Source organism: Geothrix campi (assembly GCF_024609265.1).
Lineage (GTDB): Bacteria > Acidobacteriota > Holophagae > Holophagales > Holophagaceae > Geothrix > Geothrix campi.
Genome location: NZ_JANHMP010000003.1, coordinates 546,896 through 565,365 on the forward strand (window position 1 = coordinate 546,896; position 18,470 = coordinate 565,365).

An 18,470-nucleotide genomic window follows, 5' to 3' on the forward strand; every position below is an offset into this window, starting at 1 on the left:
CCGAAGGGGGGCGCGTGAAGCCTGGGTTGGAAGCCATCATCGGACTCGAGGTCCATATCCAGCTGCGGACCCAGTCCAAGCTCTTCTGCGCTTGCCGCAATGCCTACGGCGCTCCGCCGAACACCCAGACCTGCCCCGTCTGCCTCGGCCTGCCCGGGGCCCTGCCCGTTCTCAACGACGAGGCCGTCCGCCTGGGCATCACCCTGGGCCTGGCGGTCGGAGCCCGGATCAGCGACCGCAGCACCTTCTACCGGAAGCAGTACTTCTATCCGGACCTGCCCAAGGGGTACCAGATCACCCAGGGGCCGGTGGCCCTGGTGGAAGGGGGGGCCCTGGAGGTGCCCGGGGATCCCGCCGTGCGCGGGGCCACTGGACCCGTACGCATCGGCCTGGAGCGGGCCCACCTGGAGGAGGATGCCGGCAAGAGCAGCCACGATCAGCGGCCGGACGCCACCCTGGTGGACCTAAACCGGGCCGGAGTTCCTCTGCTGGAAGTGGTGGGAGCACCGGACTTGAGAAGCCCGCAAGAGGCCTCTGATTTTCTGAAGGCCCTGCACCGCCTGGTGGTCTTCCTGGGCATCTGCGAAGGCAACCTCGAGGAGGGCGGCTTCCGCTGCGACGCCAATGTGAGCCTCCGGCGGACCGGAGAGACAACCTTCGGCACCCGGGTGGAGGTGAAGAACCTCAACTCCTTCCGGTTCGTGAAGCAGGCCCTGGCCTTCGAGATCGAGCGGCAGGCCGCCCTCCTGGCCGCTGGGAAACGCGTGGCCCAGGAGACCCGGGGCTGGGATGCCGAGGCCGGCGAGACCCGGTCCCAGCGGACCAAGGAAGCCGCCATGGACTACCGCTACTTCCCCGAGCCGGACCTGCCGGCCCTCGAAGTGACCGAGGCCGAGGTTGCCGCCATCCGGGCGGCCCTGCCGGAGCTGCCGGAGGCCCGGGGCCGCCGCTGGGGTTCGGCCTTCGGGCTTGGCGAGGAGGAGGTCGCCACACTGCTTCACGACCCGGCCTTCGCCGACTATTTCGAGGCCCTGGCCGCCGCCTGCGGGAATGGCAAAGCGGCCGCCACCTGGATGCTGGGGGAGGTGAGCCGCACCTTGAACGAGCGCGGCGTAGGCATCCGATCCTTCCCGGTGCCCCCGGAGGCCCTGGCCGAGCTGGTGCGCCTCGTGGAGGCGCGGCAGATCAGCTTCGGCGCGGCCAAGGACCAGGTCTATCCCGACCTCCTGGCGGGCGGCGGCAGCGCCGAAGCCATCGTGGTTCGGAAGGGGTTGGCCCAGGTCAGTGATCGCGGCGCCATCGAGCTCCTGGTGACCCAGGTGTTGGCGGCGAACCCCGGCCCCGTGGCCCAGTTCCGGGCCGGGAAGACCAGCCTCCAGGGCTTCCTGGTGGGCCAGGTGCTGAAGGCCGGGGGTGGGCGGTTGGATCCCAAGGTGGTCCATGAAGTGTTGACCGAGGGGCTGGCCAGGGAGTGATTCCCACCGCATGCTGGGCCCATGAGCAACGAGATCCCCCCTTCCCTTTCGGCGTACCTCCCAGGCGTGGGTCATGTCTGTCAGGGCTGTGGCCGGGTGATCGTGGACGCGGTGGAAGTCCCCGGCGAAGCGTTCCGGTGCCCGGACTGTCGACCCTCCAATCCGGCCCCGGAAGAGGAACTGACCCGCGCGGCCCTGGCGGACCAGGAGCCCACCGCGCCGCCCAAGGGGCAGCCCACGGTGTGGCGGCTGGTGGCGGTCATCGCCTTCGCGGTCGTGGCTCTCGCGCTGGTCTTCTGGAAGTGGTAGGCCAGGCAGGGCTTCCGCGCCTATGCTGGATGGCGGGAGCCACGGCGTTCCGCCGTTCCCGTTGAGGCCCACATGCCCACATCCTGGGGACCCACCACCACCGCCATCCATGCCGGACGACGCTTCAACCCCACCCGGGCCGTGACCACGCCCATCTTCCAGACGTCCGTGTTCCAGCTCATGGAGAACCGGGAGGGCGCCGAGTTCGCCGCGAGCATCGAACCCCCGGCCTTCTACACCCGCTGGGGCAATCCCAACAGCAGCGAAGTCGAGGCCGTGCTGGCCCAACTGGAGGGTGCCGAGCGGGCCCTGGTGACCGCCTCGGGCATGGCGGCCTTCGCCCTCGTGTTCGAAGCCTTCCTGAAGAACGGCGACCACGTGGTGGCCCCCGCCGCCATCTACCTCGGCACGGAGCAACTCATCCGTCGCTGGGAGGCGGAACGGGGCCTGCAGGTCACCTGGGTGCAGGACACCCTGGATCTGGGCGAATGGGAGGCGGCCATCCGGCCGACCACCCGCATGCTCTGGGTGGAGACCCCCTCCAACCCCACCCTGGCCCTGACCGACCTGGCTGGCGTGGCGGCTCTCGGCCGGAAGCACGGCATCCGCACCGTGGCCGACAACACCTTCCCCAGCCCCATCCATACGAAGCCCCTGCGCTTTGGCATCGACCTCAGCGTGGCTTCGGCCACCAAGTACCTCGCGGGCCACTCGGACGTGGTGGCGGGCGTCATCGCCGGCTCCGATGCCGACGTGGTGGCCTGCTGGCACCTGACCAAGGTCATGGGCCCCACGCTGGATCCCATGGCGGCCTGGTTGCTGCACCGGGGCCTCAAGACCCTGGCCCTGAGGGTCCGCCGCGCCTCGGACAACGCCCAGGCCCTGGCCCAGTGGCTGCTCTGGCAGCCGCACGTGGCGCGGGTGGACTACCCCGGCCTCCCCACCCACCCGGGCCACGAGATCGCGGCCCGGCAGATGGACACCGGCTTCGGCGCCATGATCGGCTTCGAGCTGCGGGCGGGGCTGGAGGCGGGCCGCCGCTTTTGCGAGGCCCTGGAGATCATCACCCGGGGCGTGAGTCTGGGCGGTGTGGAAAGCCTCATCCAGCACCCGGCCAGCATGAGCCACCTGAAGACCCCACCCGAGGTGAAAGCCCGGCTGGGCATCACGGACGGTCTGCTGCGGTTCTCCGTGGGCATCGAGGACCAGGCCGACCTGGTCGCGGACCTGGAGCAGGGCTTCCAGGCCGCCGCGGGGGGCCGGTGAAACTGCACCTCAACGGCGAGGTCCGGGAGACACCGGATCTGGTGACCCTGGCCGACCTGGCCGCCTGGCTGGACCTGCCCGTCCACGGCAGCGCCGTGGAGCTGAATGGCGAAGTCATCCGGCGCGCCGACCATGCCGCCACCCCCCTGAAGGAGGGTGACCGGCTGGAGGTGGTGCGGCTGGTGGGCGGAGGCTGACCCGACGGTTCAGTTGATGGTGATCGTGTACCCGTAGCTTCCCGTGGCTGTGGTGGCACCCGCGCGAACGCGGGCCGCGTAGGTGCCTGCGGGCAGGTTGCCAAGACTCAAGGTCCGGGTGCTGCCGGGGGTGCCATAGCTGCCCGCCACCCAGCCGCCCGGGCCGAGGAGCTCCAGGTAGAAGTCCTGGCCGCCGGTGGGCGTCATGGTGATGGTGCGTGCGCCGCCGATGTGGACGAAGCGCCAGGCCTGGCTCTGGTCACGGTCGTAGTAGATGTTGGCGCTGGAGACGTAGGTCTGGAGGGTGCCGCTGGCGTTCAGGGGTAGGGTGGAGGTCTGCCAGAGGGCCGTACCGGCGAAGTAGGTGGCGTCGGGGCTCGGTACGAATTCAAGCGCCAGCTCATTGAGGGCGGACTGCCACGTGAGGGCCGAGACCCGGCTGGCCACGCCCTGCAGGTAAGTGGGGTAGCAGCCCAGGGTGGCCTGCTCATACTCGCCTGTGCCATTGGGGTAGGCTGCGGTCGAACGCACGGCCGCCCAAAGGGTATTCAGACCGGTGGAACCACCGCCCAGCACGTTCTTCCAGATGCCCCAAAGGCTCACGGCGACGGAACCGCGGGCGAATTCGCCCTTGGTGGCGGTGGGCACGTAGGTGTGGTCGGTGAGGTCGAAGACATCCACCCGGGGCACGCCGCCGGTGTCCACATAGCTGTCGAGGATCTGGCTGTTGTTGCGGACGGCGGCAGAGAGGAAGTCCGAGAACCCGGCCACGAAGGCGAGGGTGGATTCGCTCTGCACGCCGCGATCCACCCAGGCGTTGTCGTTATCCCGGCGGAGGAGGGAGAGGCTGCTGCTCCCGTCCGCCTGGTAGCTGTAGTCCGCGAAGAGCAGGCGGGCGAAGGTCTCCTGGAGCACGCCATCGTCCCATTCGTCCGTTTCCGTATTGGCGGCGCCCGTGTCCAGGCCGTACACCTGCTGGCTGAAGAGGGCCCGGCCACTGCCGGTGAGGATGGAACTCGAGGAACTCCGGGTCACGACCGGGTAGGTCCGCTGCTGGTCCACCGGGTTGGTGCTGGTGGTCCAGAAGGTGTGGAGGCTCGGCAAGCGCAGGGTTCCAGAACCGTCCATGTCGCGCACGGTAGCCGCGAAGGCCACGGCCTGGTCGGCGATGTTGAAGGCCCCCGCGATGCGGTTGCTGGCCAGGGCCTTGACGGACAGGGTGCCGTCCTGATCCGCCAGGAAGGCGCTGCTGGTGACGCTCCAGGCGGGAATCGCATCGAAGGCCGCGCCGCTGACGTAGGTGGATGGCATGGGTGCGTTCTTCACGCTGCCCTGCATGAAGAAGCTGTTGGGATCCGCGCTGGGCACCTGGTACTGGGCGAAGACCTGCACATAGACCGACGAGCCCCGGGGCACGCTGGTCACGCCCGTGCCATCGCTACCCAGGTAGCCCGAGGCCAGCAGGGCGCCCGAGGCCACGTCCCGCACCTCGGCCCAGCAGTAGCGGGCGGGGCGCAGGCTGGTGGCACCCAATCCCGAGATGCTGAGCGCGCGTTTCTCGAACTGGGCCTGGAGGGTGATCTGGGCGTTTTGAGAAGAGGAAGAGTTGGACCCGCCCCCGCCGCAGGCCGCCATGAGCAGGAGGCCAGTGAAGCCGATGAGGAATCGCCAAGTTGGAAGGCGCATGGGAACTCCAGGGGAGGGAACCCCGTATGGATCAAGGGTCGTGCCAGGAGGGGACGGGTGCCACCCTAGCGCCAGACCTCCCAGCGCCCGCCTGGCCAGCGGGCCAGAGCCTGGATCTGCCAGGTGGGGGGGAGAGGCAGGTCCAGCGGGGTTCCCCCGGCCGGGGCAACGCTGACGAAGCGGTGGAATTCGTTGCCGAGCCCCTGCTCCAGGAAGGCCCGGACCAGGGTCCCGCCTCCCTCCACAAGCACCCGGCTCACGCCGCGGGCGGCGAGTTCGTGCAACAGGTGACGCAAACTGCATCCCTGGGGTTCCGGGGGCAGCCGGAGATCCTCCACCCCGCGCAGCGGCTCGGGATCCCCCGTGACGGCCCGGAGGGCGGGCTGCCCCGCCACGGGCTGCCAGACCCGGGCCTGGGCCGGCACCAGCCCCGCATTGTCCATGACCACCCGGTGGAAGGTCCGATGAGGGGCCGTGGGCGCGGCCCAGCGGTCCGTGAGCTGGGGATCGTCCACCTCTGCGGTGTGGCGCCCCACCACGATGGCTTCCGAGGCCCTGCGCAGGGCGTGGCCCAGGCGCTGGACTTCCGGCGGCGTGATGGAGGTGGTCCGGCCCGCCGGGCCCAGCGCCCCATCCGACCCCACAGCCAGCTTGAGGCTCACCCAGGGCAGGCCCAGGTGGATGAGCTTGAAGAAGGGGGCGTGGAACCGGGCGCAGGCCTCGCCCAGCACGCCCTCGTCCACCGCCACGCCCTGGGCGCGCAGGATGGCCAGGCCGCCCCCGTCCACCCGGGGGTTGGGGTCGCGCACGCCCACCACCACCCGGGAGACGCCCGCCTGGAGGAGGGCCAGGGTGCAGGGCCCCGTGCGGCCCTGGTGGCAGCAGGGCTCCAGGGTCACGTAGGCTGTGGCGCCGCGGACATCCTCATCCCGGGACTCGGCGTCGCGCAGAGCCATGATCTCGCCGTGGGGATCCCCGGCCCGGGTGTGGACTCCGGCCCCGATCACCCGGTCTTCCTTCACCAGGACGCAGCCCACCGGAGGGTTGGGGCTTGACAGGCCCACGCCCTTGAGGGCCTCCCGCAGGGCCAGGGCCATGAACCGGGCATCCCCCGCCAGGACCTCCGGATCCGGCCAGGGGCCGCCGGTGGCCAGGGCCCAGGCGACCTCGGGGGTCAAGTCCAGTTCACGCATCCAGCAGCCCGTCCACGAAGGCCTCGGCGTCGAAGGGGATGAGGTCGTCCACGCCTTCGCCCACGCCCACGAAGGTGATGGGGAGGCGCAGCCGGTCCAGGATGGGCACCACCACGCCCCCCTTGGCGCTGCCGTCCAGCTTGGTGAGCACCAGATCCGTGACACCGGCGGTCCGGGCGAAGACCTCCGCCTGCTGCAGGCCGTTCTGGCCCGTGGTGGCGTCCAGCACCAGCAGCACCCGGTGGGGTGCGTCCGGGATCACCTTCTGGAGGCTGCGGCGGATCTTGTCCAGCTCCTTCATGAGGTGGTCCTTGGTGTGGAGCCGCCCCGCCGTGTCGATGAGCACCCAGGGCGTGCCCTTGGCCTTGGCGCTGGTGGCCCCGTCGAAGGCGATGGCCGCCGGATCGCCGCCCATGTGGTTGCGGATGACCGGTACCCCGGCCCGCTCCCCCCAGCGCTCGAGCTGATCGATGGCGGCGGCGCGGAAGGTGTCCCCCGCCACCACCAGCACGCCCTCGCCCCGGGCCTTGAGGTAGGCCGCCAGCTTGCCCAAAGTGGTAGTCTTCCCCACCCCGTTGACGCCCACCAGGAGCACCACCTGGGTGGGGTCGCCCGTGGGAGGGGTCGCGAAGGGCCGGGCCGGATGCTGGCGTAGGAGCTTCAGAAGCTCGTCCTTGAGGATGGCTTTGGGATCAATGTCCGACCCGCCCCTTAGTTCGGCGCGGAGACGGACCATGAGCTGGTCCACGGCCTTCACGCCCAGGTCGGCCTGGAGCAGCAGATCCTCCAGTTCCTGGAGCTGGTCCTCGTCCAGGCGCCGCAGGCCGAGCAGGCGGCCCATGGGCGCCAACACCAGATCCTGGGTGCGCTTCAGCCCCTGCTTGAATTTGTCGAACAGGCCACCCAGAAGACCCACGTCCACCTCGCGGCTCCAGTCTACCGAAGGGGGCGGGTTTCCCGGCCCCCAGAACAGCGTTCCACGTGGAACAACCGGCCTAGAGTCGAGGATTTGCCCAGGAGGTCGCGGGCGAGAAGGGCGGGACCGGAGGGACGGCCAGGCCCGGATTCCGCTCGGGCCAGGTGCGGAAATCCACCGTTCCGCCCGTGCTCGAGGCCCAGCCCGCCAGGGCGAAGAGCAGCAGGAGGTCCGCCAGGGGGTTCACGAGGTGCGCGGGTTCCCGGAGGCGCAGGTCGCGGGGATCCACGGAAAGCCGGGCCGTCCACAGGGGTCTCGGCGAAGGCGGCAACCAGGGCCGGCCCAGCTGCGCGACCGGACAGGTCAGTTCCCGCGGCGGCCGGAAGGCGGGGGGAGCGTCTGGATTGAAGGCCAGGGGTGGAAGCTGGAGGACGAGGGCGAAGGCTTCGGTGAGCATGGACCACCCTGCGGAAGCATGGGCTCCCGAATCAGAGCGGACAAGGACCTCAGGGCTGCGGGTAGGCGGCGGCCATCTTTTCCACCTGGCGCAGGTTCTCCTGGAGGACGGGGTCGCCGGGGCGCAGGGCCAGGGCGGCCTTGAAGTCGTCCCGGCTGGCGGCGTACTGCTTCAGGTTGAACCGCGCGATCCCGCGATTGAACAAGGCCTCCATCTGGCCCGGCTCCAACTTCAGGGCCTGGTCGAAGGCCGCCTGGGCGTCGGCCCAGGCTTTGTGCTGCAGGGCCGCGCGCCCCAGGTTGTTCCAGGCATAGGCGGCCTTGGGATTGGCCTGGACCGCCTGCCGGAGCACCGTGGTGGCCTCATCGAAGCGCCCCAGGTGGGCGAGGGCTTCGCCCTTCCAGCCGAGGGCGTCGGCATCTTGGGGCTTGCGGGCGAGCAGCGTCCCCGCATGGGCGAGGAGGGCCTTCCAGTCCCCGGCCAGCCGGGCCTCGACGCAGGCGTTGGCGTAGCCTTCGGGCTGTCCCAGCCGGCCATTCTCCGCATGGGCCGCCATGGCCTCCCGGTGTCTGCCGAGCTGGCTGAGGGCCTGGGCCCGGTAGAGCCGGTAGGTGCCCAGGCGGGGTTTCCCCTGGCCCTCGAGCTGGGGCGTGAGAGTCTTGCAGGCCTCGGCCAGGCGAGCCCAGCGCTGGCTCCGGTTCAGGGACTGGAGCCAGTACTCGTAGTACTGCCGCCGGACCTTGGGGGAGGCCTTTTCGAACCAGTCCGCCAGGCCCGGCCAGTTGTCCGCCTGGATCAGGGTCTCCATGGCGGAGGGCAGCCCCTGGGAGCCCATCTCGAGCACCTGGGTCTGGACAGCCGGAGGCTTGGGCGGGGGGACCGCGGCGAACAACAAGAACATGGGGACCTCAATGCCTGGATCTGGACCTGGATTTGGGCTTGGCTTTGGACTTGGAACTGGCCTTAACCTTCAGCCCGGACTTGGATTTTGATATCACGGTCTCGGGTCTTTTCCAACCCACCAGGGCCAACTCGAAGACTTCCTCCACGTGCTTCACGGGGTGGAAGTGCAGCTGCTTGCGCAGCTCGGGATCGATCTCCTCCAGATCCTTCTGGTTGGCGTGGGGGATGAGGATGTCCTTGATGCCCAGCCGGAGGGCCGCCAGGGCCTTCTCCTTGAGGCCGCCGATGGCCAGGGCCTCGCCGCGGAGATCGATTTCCCCGGTCATGGCCAGGGTGTTCTTCACCGGGATGTCCTTGAGCACGGACAGCAGCACGGTGGCGATGGCCAGGCCCGCGCTGGGGCCGTCCTTGGGGATGGCGCCCTCGGGGAAGTGGATGTGGAGATCCTGCTTCTGGAAGACCTCGGGATCGATCTGGAAGGCCTCGCCCCGGCTCCGGATGTAGCTCAGGGCCGCCTGGGCGCTTTCCTTCATGACGTCGCCCAGCTGGCCCGTGAGGGTAAGCAGGCCCTTGCCCGGCATCTTCAGGGCCTCCACGAAGAGCACGTCGCCGCCTACGGAGGTCCAGGCCAGGCCCGTCACGACCCCCACGCGGGGAGCCTTCAGGCGCTCGTCCTGCAGGAGCTTCACGGGCCCCAGCAGCTCGTGGATGGCCTCGTCCGTGAGCACGAGCTTCTTCTTCAGCGCGCCATCGGCGACCCGGCGGGCCACCTTGCGGCAGACGGCGCCGATCTCGCGCTCGAGCTGGCGCAGGCCCGCCTCGCGGGTGTAGCCGGTGATGATCGCCCTCAGCGCCTTCTTCGGAATGGACAGCTGCTGCCGCGTGACGCCGTGCTTCTCCAGCTGCTTGGGGAGCAGGTGCTGCTCGGCGATGCCCAGCTTCTCCTCCAGCGTGTAGCTGTTGAGGTAGATGATCTCCATGCGGTCCTTGAAGGCCGGGTGGATGGGCTCCAGCTCGTTGGCGTTGGCCAGGAAGAGCACCTGGCTGAGGTCCAGGGGCACGTTCAGGTAGTGGTCGCGGAAGGTGTGGTTCTGCTCGGGATCCAGCACCTCCAGCAGGGCCGCGCTGGGATCGCCCCGCTGGTCGCGGCCGATCTTGTCCACCTCGTCGAGCATGATCACGGGGTTCATGCTCTTCACCTGGTGGAGGGCCTGCACGAGGCGGCCCGGCATGGCGCCGACGTAGGTGCGCCGGTGGCCCCGGATCTCGCTTTCATCGTGGACGCCGCCGAGCGAGATGCGTGAATACTTGCGGCCCAGGGCCCGGGCGATGGATTTGCCGAGTGAGGTCTTGCCCACGCCCGGGGGGCCCACGAAGCAGAGGATGGTGCCACGGAGGTCGGGCTTCAGCTTGCGGACGGCCAGGAACTCCAGGATGCGGTCCTTGATCTTCGCCAGGCCGAAGTGGTCTTCGTCCAGCACGGTCTGCGCCTGCTTGAGGTCCAGGTTGTCCTCGGTGAAGGTGCCCCAGGGCAGCTCCGTCATCCACTCCAGGTAGGTCCGCGTCACCGCGGTCTCGCTGGAATCCGGATGCATGCGCTCCAGCTTCTTGAGGTTGCGCTCGATCTCCACGAGGGGATCCTCGGGCACGGTCAGCTTGGCCAGCTTGTCGCGGAAGGCCTGGATCTCCTCGGCCAGCTCCGAGCCCTCGCCCAGCTCCTGCTGGATGGCCTTGAGCTGCTGGCGCAGGTAGTACTCCCGCTGGCTCTTGTCCATCTCGCCGCGGGCCTCCATGGTGATCTTCTGCTGCACTTCCAGCAGCTGGATCTCCCGCTGGAGCAGCTCGTTCACGCGCTTCAGCCGCAGGCCGGGATGGGCGATCTCCAGCACCTCCTGGGTCTGCTGGAGCTTGAGGTCCAGGTTGGAAGCCACCAGGTCCGCCAGCCGGCCCGGGTTGTCCAAATTGCCGGCGATGACCAGCACCTCCTGGGGCAGGGTCTTGCCCAGGGCCACGGCCTTCTCCAGTGTCTGCTTCACGCTGCGCAGCAGGGCGTCCTGCTCCAGATCCGGCGATTTCATGTCGGGCTCGCCCAGCGGCTCCACCCGCGCCTTGAAGAGGTTCTCGGTCTCGGTGAAGTACTCCACGCGGACCCGCTGCAGGCCCTGCACCAGAGCCCGGATGCGGCCATCCGGCAGCTTCAGCACGCGCATGATGAGGGCCGCCGTGCCCACCTGGTACAGGTCCTCGGGGCGCGGGTTGTCCATCTCCGTCTGCTTCTGGGACAGCAGCAGGATCATGCGGTTCTCCACCAGGGCCGTATCCACGGCGCGGATGGACTTCTCCCGGCTGACGCTGAGCGGGAGGATCACGTAGGGATAGACCACCACGTCCCGCAGGGGCAGGACCGGCAATTCTTCAGGCAGCTTGGGCTGTTCCTCGGTGGGGGTGGGCAAAAGAACGTCGTCGGCCACGGAAACCTCGTTCTCCAGGATACCCCCAGAGTGCCCAACAAGACCTCACGCGCGGCGTCGTGCGATGTCGTTAGATGCTCTTACTTCTTGCGGGTCCTCAGCACCGGGACCTCGGCCTCGCCGGGAAACAGGGCCGGGGAGATGGGTTTGGCGGGTTCCGGCGCCGCCACCGCCCCGCCCCGCTCCACCGCTTCTTTATGGGCCTCCTTGTGCATGAGGCCCTCCAGGGCCTTCACGAAGTCGGGCAGGTCCTTGAAGTCGCGGTAGACGCTGGCGAAGCGCACATAGGCCACCTGGTCCAGGGCCTTCAGTTCGTCCATGACCAGCTCCCCCAACTCGCGGCTGCGGATCTCGCGGTCCGGCCGCTCCATGAGCCGGGCCTGCACATCCGCCACCAGCTCCTCGATGCGGGCCAGGGAGACGGGCCGCTTCTGGCAGGCCAGCAGGAGCCCCTTCATGAGCTTCTGCCGGTCGAAGGGCTCCCGCCGCCCGTCTTTCTTGAGGATCACGAGCGGCACCTCCTCCACCCGCTCGTAGCTGGTGAAGCGCCGGGCGCAGGACAGGCACTCCCGGCGCCGGCGGATGGAGTCGCCCTCCCGGGACTCGCGCGAGTCCACCACCTTGTCCTCGATGTGCCCGCAGAAGGGACAGCGCACAGTGGCTCCCGGACCGGTCCTAGACCTCGACCACCCGCGGTTCCATCACGACTTCGCAGGTGACGGAATTGGCCACGAAGCAGTACTTGTGGGCCTTCTCGAAGAGCTCGATCACCTTGGCCATGCCTGTGCCGCGGGGCACGCGGATGGCCGGGCGCAGGTGCACCTGGGTGATGCGCGTGACCTTGTCCACGGTGTCGAGCACCGCTTCGGCATGGTCTTCGTAGCCCAGCACCTCCACCTTGGCCTTCGCGCAAAGGGCCAAGAACGTGAGCATGTGGCAAGTGGCCAGGGCCGAACCCAGGAGGTCCTCGGGGTTCCAGCGGGCGGGATCGCCCGCGTACTCCGGCGCGCTGCTCACGGCCAGGGAGTGCTTGCCGGTGGTGGTGACGGTGGCGTTGCGGGTGTAGCTGGCGTCGTGGGTGCTGCCGGTCCAGGAGAGGGTGAGGGGATAGCGGTGGGCCATGGGGTTCTCCTCGGGAAGCCTGCGCCCAGGATGCCACACACCCCTCCTGCTAACCTGGATCCACGTTCCGGAGTTTCCATGCGGCTACTGATCCCCGCGACCTTGGCCCTGCTGTCGCTGCCCGTCCAGGCCCAGTTCTGGAGTGAGCTGGCCAACCCCAAGGTCGAAGTGGTGGTCGTCCATCCGCCGGGTCTGGGCCTCAAGGTGGAGCGTCTGGCCTTTGCGCCCTCCCGCGACCTCAACTCCCGGGAGCTGGTGGACGCCCTCACGGCCGACCTGGTGCAGAGCCGGCAGGTGGAGGTGGTGGACCGGGCCCACCTGGACGCCGTACTGAAGGAACAGGAACTGGGGGCCAGCGGCTATGTGGAACCCGCCACCATCGCGCGCCTGGGCAAGCTGCTAGGCCCCAGCGTGCTGGTGATCGTGAACGTGAACCGCTCGGACGTGAGCCGGAACCAGTCCAGCAAGGAAGAGCGCAGCACCGACTACAAGACCAAGCAGGAACTCGTGCGCCACAAGCGCACCAGCGTCACGAGCCTGGATTTCAGCGCGACGGTGCAGGTGGTGGACCTCAGCACGGGCCGCGTGTTCGGCGCGCAGCGTCTGGAGGACACCCCCAGCCTCAGCAACAGCTCGTACGACGGCTTCCCAGCCTACCCGCGGGATTCCGACGTGCGGCGCCTGGCGTTTGAGACCGCCAAGGTGAAGGTGCTGCACCTGCTCCTGGCCTGGAGCGAAGTCCGCAAGCTCACCTTCTTCGACGACGACGTCTTCGGCATGGACAAGGCCCACGACCGGCTCAAGGCCCGTGAAACCCAGGGCGCCCTGGAGCTGGCCCTGGACGGCCTGGAGCGCTCGAGGCAGGACAAGGGCCAGAAGCCCAAGTACTACCCACGCACCCAGTACAACGTCGGCATCATCCAGTTCGCCCAGGGGCGCTACGAGGAGGCCCTGCCCTACCTTCGCGCCGCCCTGGACATGCAGCCCGACGCGAGCATCTTCCAGACCGCGCTGAAGGAATGCCAAGAGGCCATCACCCTCCAGGAGGCGCTGCGACGGGCCGAAAGCCGGTCTGAAAGCCGCAGTGAGCCGGTCGCCGGCCCCGCCCCCAGCCCCTCCTCCCGCCCGGCGCCCGCAGCCTCCGAACCCGCCAAAGCCGGTCCCGAGGCGCGTCTCCAGAAGCTCCAGGACCTCTACAGGAAGGGCCTGCTGGACAAGAAGGAGTACGACGCCAAGAAGGCCGAGATCCTGAAGGAGCTGTAACCGCGAAACAAGCGAAAGCCCTCAGGCCCGCGACAAGAAATCGGGCGTGAACGGGGGCGGCGACTCATTTCCCTGGTTTCGTGTCCTTTCGCGTCTTTGGCGGTTCCGGCCTTTCCAGCGATGATGGGACTCCATGCCGACTCCCGCCCGCCTCCACGTCGCCCACGCCCTGCACGAAGTGTTCGGGGAGAAGGGCCGGGTGCCGGATATCTGGGACCGGGAGCTGGGCGAGGACGCCCATCTGGCCCAGGCCCTGCTGGGCCTCTGCCTTCGCCGGTGGGGCCGCCTCCAGGCCTGGGTGAAGCCCAAGCTGAAGGACCCCGATCGGGGCGTACCCCTGGGCACGCAGGTGGCGCTGGCCGTGGGGCTGGTCCAGTTGGCCTGGCTGCCCGGCGTCAGTGACCATGCCGCCGTGAACGAAGCCGTGGAACTGGCCGCGACCCGCGACCTGGGCTTCGTTCCCCACAAGGGCTTGGTGAACGCCATCCTGCGGCGCGCCGCCAAGGATCGCGCCGCCCTGGCCGCCGAGCTGGATGCCCTGCCCGCCAGCCTCGACCGGCCCGCGGCTGCCGAGCGGGCCCTGCGAGCCGCCCTGGCCCCCCATTGCGCTGAAAGTGACCAGGAGACCCTCTGGGCCCGCCTTCAGCAACCCCCCCGGCTCTCCTTCCGGCTCCTGGAGGGCGAGGTGCCCGAAGGCCTGGAACCCGACGCGGACCTGCCCGGTTGTCTGCGCCTGGCGGAGGGCGCCCCCTTCCCCCGCCCCTGGCTGGAATCCGGGGCGGGGATGGTCCAGGACCGCAGCTCCCAGGCCCTTCTGGCCTATGCCTGGGAGCGCCCGGTCACCCGCATCCTCGACGCCTGCGCCGCCCCCGGCGGCAAGACCACCACCCTCGCCCTGCGTCACCCCGGGGCCACGCTCACGGCCCTGGAGGTGCATCCGCGACGGGTCGCCCGGCTGCGGCAGACCCTCCAGCAACGGGGCCTCACCGCCCAGGTGATCCAGGCCGACGCCGCCGAATGGCTGGAAACCAACGAGGCGACCTTCGACCTCATCCTGCTGGACGCCCCCTGTTCTGGCAGCGGCACGCTCCAGAAGCATCCCGAATGGCCCTGGCTGGTTCACGATGACCTGCCCCGACTCACGGGGATCCAGCGGCGTCTCCTCAGTGCCGCCGCCAGTCGGCTGGCCCCAGGCGGCCTGCTCATCTACGCCGTCTGCTCCTGGCTACCCGAGGAAGGTGAGGCCCAGCGCGATTGGTTGGCGGCCGCCCGGCCTGACCTGAACCCGGCTGAGGTGTGGCCCGCCAGCTTCGGGGGACCCACCGATGGCGAGGGCGACCACACCGCCTTCTTCCGGCCCCACCCCCTGCGCTGGGAGGGCGAGGGCTTCCAGGCCTTTGCCGTGGCGCGGCCCTAGCCCCGGGCGAGCGGGTCGCGGCGGAAGGTCCCAGGTGCCCACGACCGGAGCCACCGGCATGTCGAGGCCCTTAGAATCCAGCGGTTCCTCGCCGAAGGCCTCGACCGCGCCCCGCCTTCGGCAGGGATCCCGAGCCTGGGGGGTTCCCGTTTGAAGGGAGGACCAAGCCGGACCAAGGAGCAGCCCTGGCCCATCTTGGCTAGCTCGCCTAGGAGGCTGCGATGAAGAAAAAGCAGAGGGCGATGAAGAGGCTGAGGGGCGAGAAGAGTCGCGTATCCCATTTGGCGAAGGCGGTGCCCCGAATGCGCTTGAAGAAACCGACCAGCCGAAACTCGCCGATGGCCCTGAGGAGGAAGACAACGCCGATGGCGACAGCGACCCAGTGGGCCAAGGAACCCAGGAAGGAACCGAGGAGGCAGTAGCCGCGGAGGATCGCCACGCAGGCGGCGCCGATGAGGGCGAGCGCCACCGCGACCGTGCTGGTCGGAGATGGGGTGAAGGCGGGGCGGCCCTGGATTTCCGGAAGGGTGACGCGCTTGCCCCACTCACCGCCAGCGGCCCAATAGAAGTGAAGGCCCGCGAGGGAAAGGAGGGTAGCGGCCAGGAGGAAAGGAATCATCGTGTGTCCGTCAGGGCCGTGGTTGGTTCCGAATCCGCGACTGTCACTCCGCTCTTCTGAAGGGTTGGACTTTCCGGGGGCGTCACCGTGAAGACGAAGGCGGGGACCCGCTCTAGACCAAGGTGTTTTGCGCAGATGGCACGATGATGCCCGTCGAACCGATACATCCTGTAGGGGAGTTCAAACGCGGCCACATCGGCCAACAGGACGGGCCGACGGATTCCGTCTCTTGCGACGGACTTGGCAAGATTTCGGAATTCCTCTACCCGGACCAGGGTGGAGGCAAGGCTCCGCCCGTGCTTCTTGATTTGAACCTCCTGAACATAGCGGGTTTGTTCCAGCCGAGATGCATCGACCCGGAGGATCTCCAGATAATCTTCATTTTCGTCGCTGTTCTTTTCCAGAACCAGGTCGATCGGAACCCACTCGGCAGAGACCTGGACGAAACGCGGAGTCGCGTAGCCCTTGGCCGTAATTGAGGAGGCTTTGTGCCATTCCCGCTCGAATTTGGCGTAGGTGCGGGGCCAGACCAGCATAAAAAGAGCCTGGAGTTGCATCATGACGGATAGGCGTTCCCGGTAATCCCTGATGTCACAGGAGTCTTGGGAAAAAGTGCGAATCATGACAAGCCCTTTGGAATTTTCTCTAGTTTATACACGAGCGTAGGGCCCAGAGGCCCAACATTCAGGACATCAGGGTAAGTATAAGTGGGACTGTCGCGGGCGCCGGTCCGCCGGGTCTGCCGCCCTCACAAAGTCGAGCGTGGTGCAGGCATTGGCCCCTGATGAGGGAAGCCGACCAGACCCGAGGAAGCGGGAAGACGGGAAAGGGCAGAGGGGTCCTTGGGCGAGGTCCGGATCAGGCCAGAGGTTGGGCGATCGCCCAGGAAGCATATGACGTGAGCCACGACACCAACCAAAGCCTTGGGGGCCACGCGACACATGTTTAAAATCAAAACATATCAATGCTTATCTAAAATGAATCATCCGCAAATGCGGACCAATTTCGTTTCTTTCCCAATAAGCTTCAACCTCGGGGAACCATGAGATCAGCTGCCCTACCACAGCCTGTGCGGGGTAATGCGATGCTCTCGAGAACAGGCGCTTGAGCAGCGGCTTATCCTGGCGAAACCAGTTCCCTAGTGAGGCGCCCTTCCCGGGTTGAAGCCGACCGTTTGGGGCACAGTGAGCGGCACTTACACCTCCAGGAAGTATTCGTTGCCCGTGAAACGCGACACCCTTTGAAGAACACTTGCCAAAGTTGACGACAAACCTCCGGCTTCCATATTTCTCCCACTGGATATCGAACACGTGCACCTCATCACCGACGATGCGGCGGAATTCGAGAAACTGTGGTGCATAGCGCTGGTCCAACTTGAAGCCGCGGGCTTCAACGAAGGGGATAAACGCGCGCTTGATCTCTCGCCTCAGGTCAGTTGTTTTTCCCATGTGGCGCCGGACAAATGAAGCTCACCAGCCCCGCCTGCGAGGAAAAGCCAAGCGAAGCGGAGGAAGCGGGACGCTGGGGATGAGCGGAAGGCAAAGTAGGCTGGGCCGGGCTGAGCAGCGGGCCGGGCCGCAGATTGGTACTGAGGCTGATGGCCCTTGTCACTGGCCGGCGGGTGGTTGCCAAAGTTCCACCTTGTTCCCTTCTGGATCGATGACCCAGGCAAACGTCCCGTACTCGGAATCATCCATCCTCTCGAGCACGTTGCAGCCTTCTTCCTTCAACGCCTTGATCAAGGCGTGAAGGTCTTCCACTCTGTAGTTGACCATGAAGGGAGCAGGGCTCGGAGCAAAGTGATCACTTTCTTGCGGGTCGATTAACCAGGCCGTTGTGCCTGCAACCGGGTTGCCCTCGGCGTCGGTCCAGTCGAAGGCGGCCCCGCCCCAGGCCTGGACATCAATTCCCAAGTGCCGCTTGTACCAGGCCCGTAGCGATGGAGCGTCTTTGGCCTTGAAGAAGATGCCGCCGATGCCAGTGACTCGTTTCATGTGACCTCCGACGCGCGCTGGTGATGAAAGGAGTGTTCCTTGTGGGACCCAACAAATGAGGCGAACCGGGCCTGTCTGCACCGGGACGATGAGCGGAGACGAGAAAACCGAATGCTGAGAGAGAGCGGAAGGCAATGCTGGCGGGGTCCGAGTTGAACGGAGGGAACAAGGATTTAATCACCTTAAAGTAAATGGCATATTTAATTTAAACTTACTCCATTGGGGGAAACCATTAATTCTCGCCGGCTCGAATCGCCATTTTAGGCTATAGGATAATGCTGTTTCATTTAAGGTGGGATGGCCTTGAATAATATTAGAAAGAACCGGAACACCCTCGGGATTGACCGTAATCATGACTATTATATTACTTTGAACTCTTTGGGTCTTTGCGTATAAAGGATATTTCGGCGGAGGAGGCCGAAGGATAACCTTAAGTTGAGAAAATTCGACTATGTTTGTAATGTCAAAAGTCGAATTATTTCCCGTGGGCGGACTGGCTTTATTTGAAGATAAATTAACCTCCGGAAGTATATTTATTGCTATAAATCCATTCATCATCAACAAATCTCTGCACATTTTGTTTAGAGAGTTTTGTAAATAGGATGATAAATTCTCCGACGGTAAAATTATTGAAATTACTTCTAACGAAGATTTAGCTGAGTCGCGAGGGATATTTATTGTTTCTTTGATTTTGCAATAAACATTGTGTTCTGGATCATTCCAGATTTTAATTGAGGCCTGAATCTTTATGTCTGCTTGATTTTTTTCTATATTTGGATGATAAAATTGATTGATGAAATTAAATACACCAGATTTAAATTCATACGTATTTTTAATTTTGATGGGAGTGTCGTTGTCAATATTTTTTAATTCAACCGTCAAAGGAAATTTATTTGGAGTAGATGATTGTTGTGCTGTTAATAAAGAATGGTTGAGGGAAATCAACAAAGAAAGTCCGAAGGCATGAAATTTGGCGTTAATCATATCTTCTCCCAGATGAATACCTTGATATGCAGTTTACCAAGTAAAGCCTAACGAATGAAGGTAACCGGCCCCGCCTGCACCGAGGCGACGAGCGGAGCCGAGATAGCGAGATGCTGAGAGAGAACGGAAGGCAATGCAGGCGGGGTCAGAGTTGAGCGGGAGGTTAGGCGCTTCGTGAACTCAGTCTTGGATACCTAA

Annotated in this window: 20 protein-coding genes; 7 read left to right on the top strand and 13 right to left on the bottom strand. The window is 66.1% G+C overall.

Annotation, left to right across the window (positions count from 1 at the left end; translation table 11 throughout):
- The first annotated feature begins 14 nt into the window (after positions 1-14).
- The 4 genes from gatB (at position 15) to thiS (ending at position 3,247) form a co-directional block, all read left to right on the top strand.
- Positions 15-1,475: an Asp-tRNA(Asn)/Glu-tRNA(Gln) amidotransferase subunit GatB gene (gene gatB, locus NOV65_RS14345; protein ID WP_257307245.1), complete on the top strand. Its 1,461-nt coding sequence runs from the start codon at positions 15-17 to the stop codon at positions 1,473-1,475.
- 21 nt (positions 1,476-1,496) lie between these two features.
- On the top strand, positions 1,497-1,784 hold the full coding sequence (locus NOV65_RS14350) for a hypothetical protein (protein WP_257307246.1): 288 nt from the start codon (positions 1,497-1,499) through the stop codon (positions 1,782-1,784).
- 72 nt (positions 1,785-1,856) lie between these two features.
- Positions 1,857-3,050: a trans-sulfuration enzyme family protein gene (locus NOV65_RS14355; RefSeq protein WP_257307248.1), complete on the top strand. Its 1,194-nt coding sequence runs from the start codon at positions 1,857-1,859 to the stop codon at positions 3,048-3,050.
- Positions 3,047-3,247 carry a sulfur carrier protein ThiS gene (gene thiS / locus NOV65_RS14360; protein WP_257307250.1) on the top strand — a complete coding sequence of 67 codons (201 nt, stop codon included), beginning with the start codon at positions 3,047-3,049 and terminating at the stop codon, positions 3,245-3,247. Before NOV65_RS14355 ends, thiS begins: the two co-directional genes overlap by 4 nt.
- A 9-nt stretch (positions 3,248-3,256) precedes the next feature.
- Here thiS and NOV65_RS14365 read toward each other — a convergent pair whose 3' ends face one another.
- The 8 genes from NOV65_RS14365 to NOV65_RS14400 all read right to left on the bottom strand — a co-directional run bounded on the left by NOV65_RS14365 (position 3,257) and on the right by NOV65_RS14400 (position 11,995).
- Complete coding sequence (locus NOV65_RS14365) at positions 3,257-4,933, bottom strand: hypothetical protein (RefSeq protein ID WP_257307252.1); 1,677 nt, start codon at positions 4,931-4,933, stop codon at positions 3,257-3,259.
- Positions 4,934-4,998: 65 nt separating this feature from the next.
- Positions 4,999-6,126 (bottom strand): bifunctional diaminohydroxyphosphoribosylaminopyrimidine deaminase/5-amino-6-(5-phosphoribosylamino)uracil reductase RibD, encoded by a 1,128-nt coding sequence (ribD, locus tag NOV65_RS14370; RefSeq protein WP_306672143.1) that lies wholly within the window; start codon positions 6,124-6,126, stop codon positions 4,999-5,001.
- On the bottom strand, positions 6,119-7,048 hold the full coding sequence (gene ftsY / locus NOV65_RS14375) for a signal recognition particle-docking protein FtsY (RefSeq protein ID WP_257307256.1): 930 nt from the start codon (positions 7,046-7,048) through the stop codon (positions 6,119-6,121). Before ftsY ends, ribD begins: the two co-directional genes overlap by 8 nt.
- Positions 7,049-7,121: 73 nt before the next feature.
- Positions 7,122-7,499, bottom strand: a complete 378-nt coding sequence (locus NOV65_RS14380; protein WP_257307258.1) for a hypothetical protein — start codon at positions 7,497-7,499, stop codon at positions 7,122-7,124.
- Between the two features lie 49 nt (positions 7,500-7,548).
- On the bottom strand, positions 7,549-8,400 hold the full coding sequence (locus NOV65_RS14385; protein WP_257307260.1) for a tetratricopeptide repeat protein: 852 nt from the start codon (positions 8,398-8,400) through the stop codon (positions 7,549-7,551).
- A gap of 7 nt (positions 8,401-8,407) precedes the next feature.
- On the bottom strand, positions 8,408-10,873 hold the full coding sequence (gene lon / locus NOV65_RS14390; RefSeq protein WP_257307262.1) for an endopeptidase La: 2,466 nt from the start codon (positions 10,871-10,873) through the stop codon (positions 8,408-8,410).
- A gap of 80 nt (positions 10,874-10,953) precedes the next feature.
- On the bottom strand, positions 10,954-11,529 hold the full coding sequence (gene nrdR, locus NOV65_RS14395; protein WP_257307263.1) for a transcriptional regulator NrdR: 576 nt from the start codon (positions 11,527-11,529) through the stop codon (positions 10,954-10,956).
- A gap of 19 nt (positions 11,530-11,548) precedes the next feature.
- Positions 11,549-11,995 carry an OsmC family protein gene (locus tag NOV65_RS14400; RefSeq protein ID WP_257307264.1) on the bottom strand — a complete coding sequence of 149 codons (447 nt, stop codon included), beginning with the start codon at positions 11,993-11,995 and terminating at the stop codon, positions 11,549-11,551.
- A 78-nt stretch (positions 11,996-12,073) separates the two neighbouring features.
- Here NOV65_RS14400 and NOV65_RS14405 point away from each other — a divergent pair, with 78 nt between their 5' ends.
- Together NOV65_RS14405 and NOV65_RS14410 are read left to right on the top strand one after the other, a co-directional pair.
- The gene (locus tag NOV65_RS14405; protein ID WP_257307266.1) at positions 12,074-13,258 is read left to right on the top strand and encodes a CsgG/HfaB family protein; all 1,185 of its coding nucleotides are present in this window, start codon (positions 12,074-12,076) and stop codon (positions 13,256-13,258) included.
- 133 nt (positions 13,259-13,391) lie between these two features.
- On the top strand, positions 13,392-14,675 hold the full coding sequence (locus NOV65_RS14410; RefSeq protein WP_257307268.1) for an RsmB/NOP family class I SAM-dependent RNA methyltransferase: 1,284 nt from the start codon (positions 13,392-13,394) through the stop codon (positions 14,673-14,675).
- Between the two features lie 208 nt (positions 14,676-14,883).
- On the opposite strand, the gene NOV65_RS14415 is transcribed toward NOV65_RS14410, so the two are convergent.
- The 3 genes from NOV65_RS14415 to NOV65_RS15645 form a co-directional block, all read right to left on the bottom strand.
- Complete coding sequence (locus tag NOV65_RS14415; protein ID WP_257307270.1) at positions 14,884-15,294, bottom strand: DUF3995 domain-containing protein; 411 nt, start codon at positions 15,292-15,294, stop codon at positions 14,884-14,886.
- Positions 15,291-15,854, bottom strand: coding sequence for a ParB/RepB/Spo0J family partition protein (locus NOV65_RS14420; RefSeq protein ID WP_257307272.1), 564 nt, complete (start codon positions 15,852-15,854; stop codon positions 15,291-15,293). Before NOV65_RS14420 ends, NOV65_RS14415 begins: the two co-directional genes overlap by 4 nt.
- A gap of 408 nt (positions 15,855-16,262) precedes the next feature.
- The gene (locus NOV65_RS15645; RefSeq protein WP_425250864.1) at positions 16,263-16,610 is read right to left on the bottom strand and encodes a hypothetical protein; all 348 of its coding nucleotides are present in this window, start codon (positions 16,608-16,610) and stop codon (positions 16,263-16,265) included.
- Between NOV65_RS15645 and NOV65_RS14425 the strand changes: the two genes are divergently transcribed.
- Complete coding sequence (locus NOV65_RS14425) at positions 16,605-16,760, top strand: hypothetical protein (protein WP_257307274.1); 156 nt, start codon at positions 16,605-16,607, stop codon at positions 16,758-16,760. The genes NOV65_RS15645 and NOV65_RS14425 overlap by 6 nt on opposite strands.
- Before the next feature lie 141 nt (positions 16,761-16,901).
- On the opposite strand, the gene NOV65_RS14430 is transcribed toward NOV65_RS14425, so the two are convergent.
- The gene (locus NOV65_RS14430; RefSeq protein WP_257307275.1) at positions 16,902-17,288 is read right to left on the bottom strand and encodes a VOC family protein; all 387 of its coding nucleotides are present in this window, start codon (positions 17,286-17,288) and stop codon (positions 16,902-16,904) included.
- Between the two features lie 177 nt (positions 17,289-17,465).
- The gene (locus NOV65_RS14435; protein WP_257307276.1) at positions 17,466-18,272 is read right to left on the bottom strand and encodes an energy transducer TonB; all 807 of its coding nucleotides are present in this window, start codon (positions 18,270-18,272) and stop codon (positions 17,466-17,468) included.
- Between the last annotated feature and the right edge of the window lie 198 nt (positions 18,273-18,470).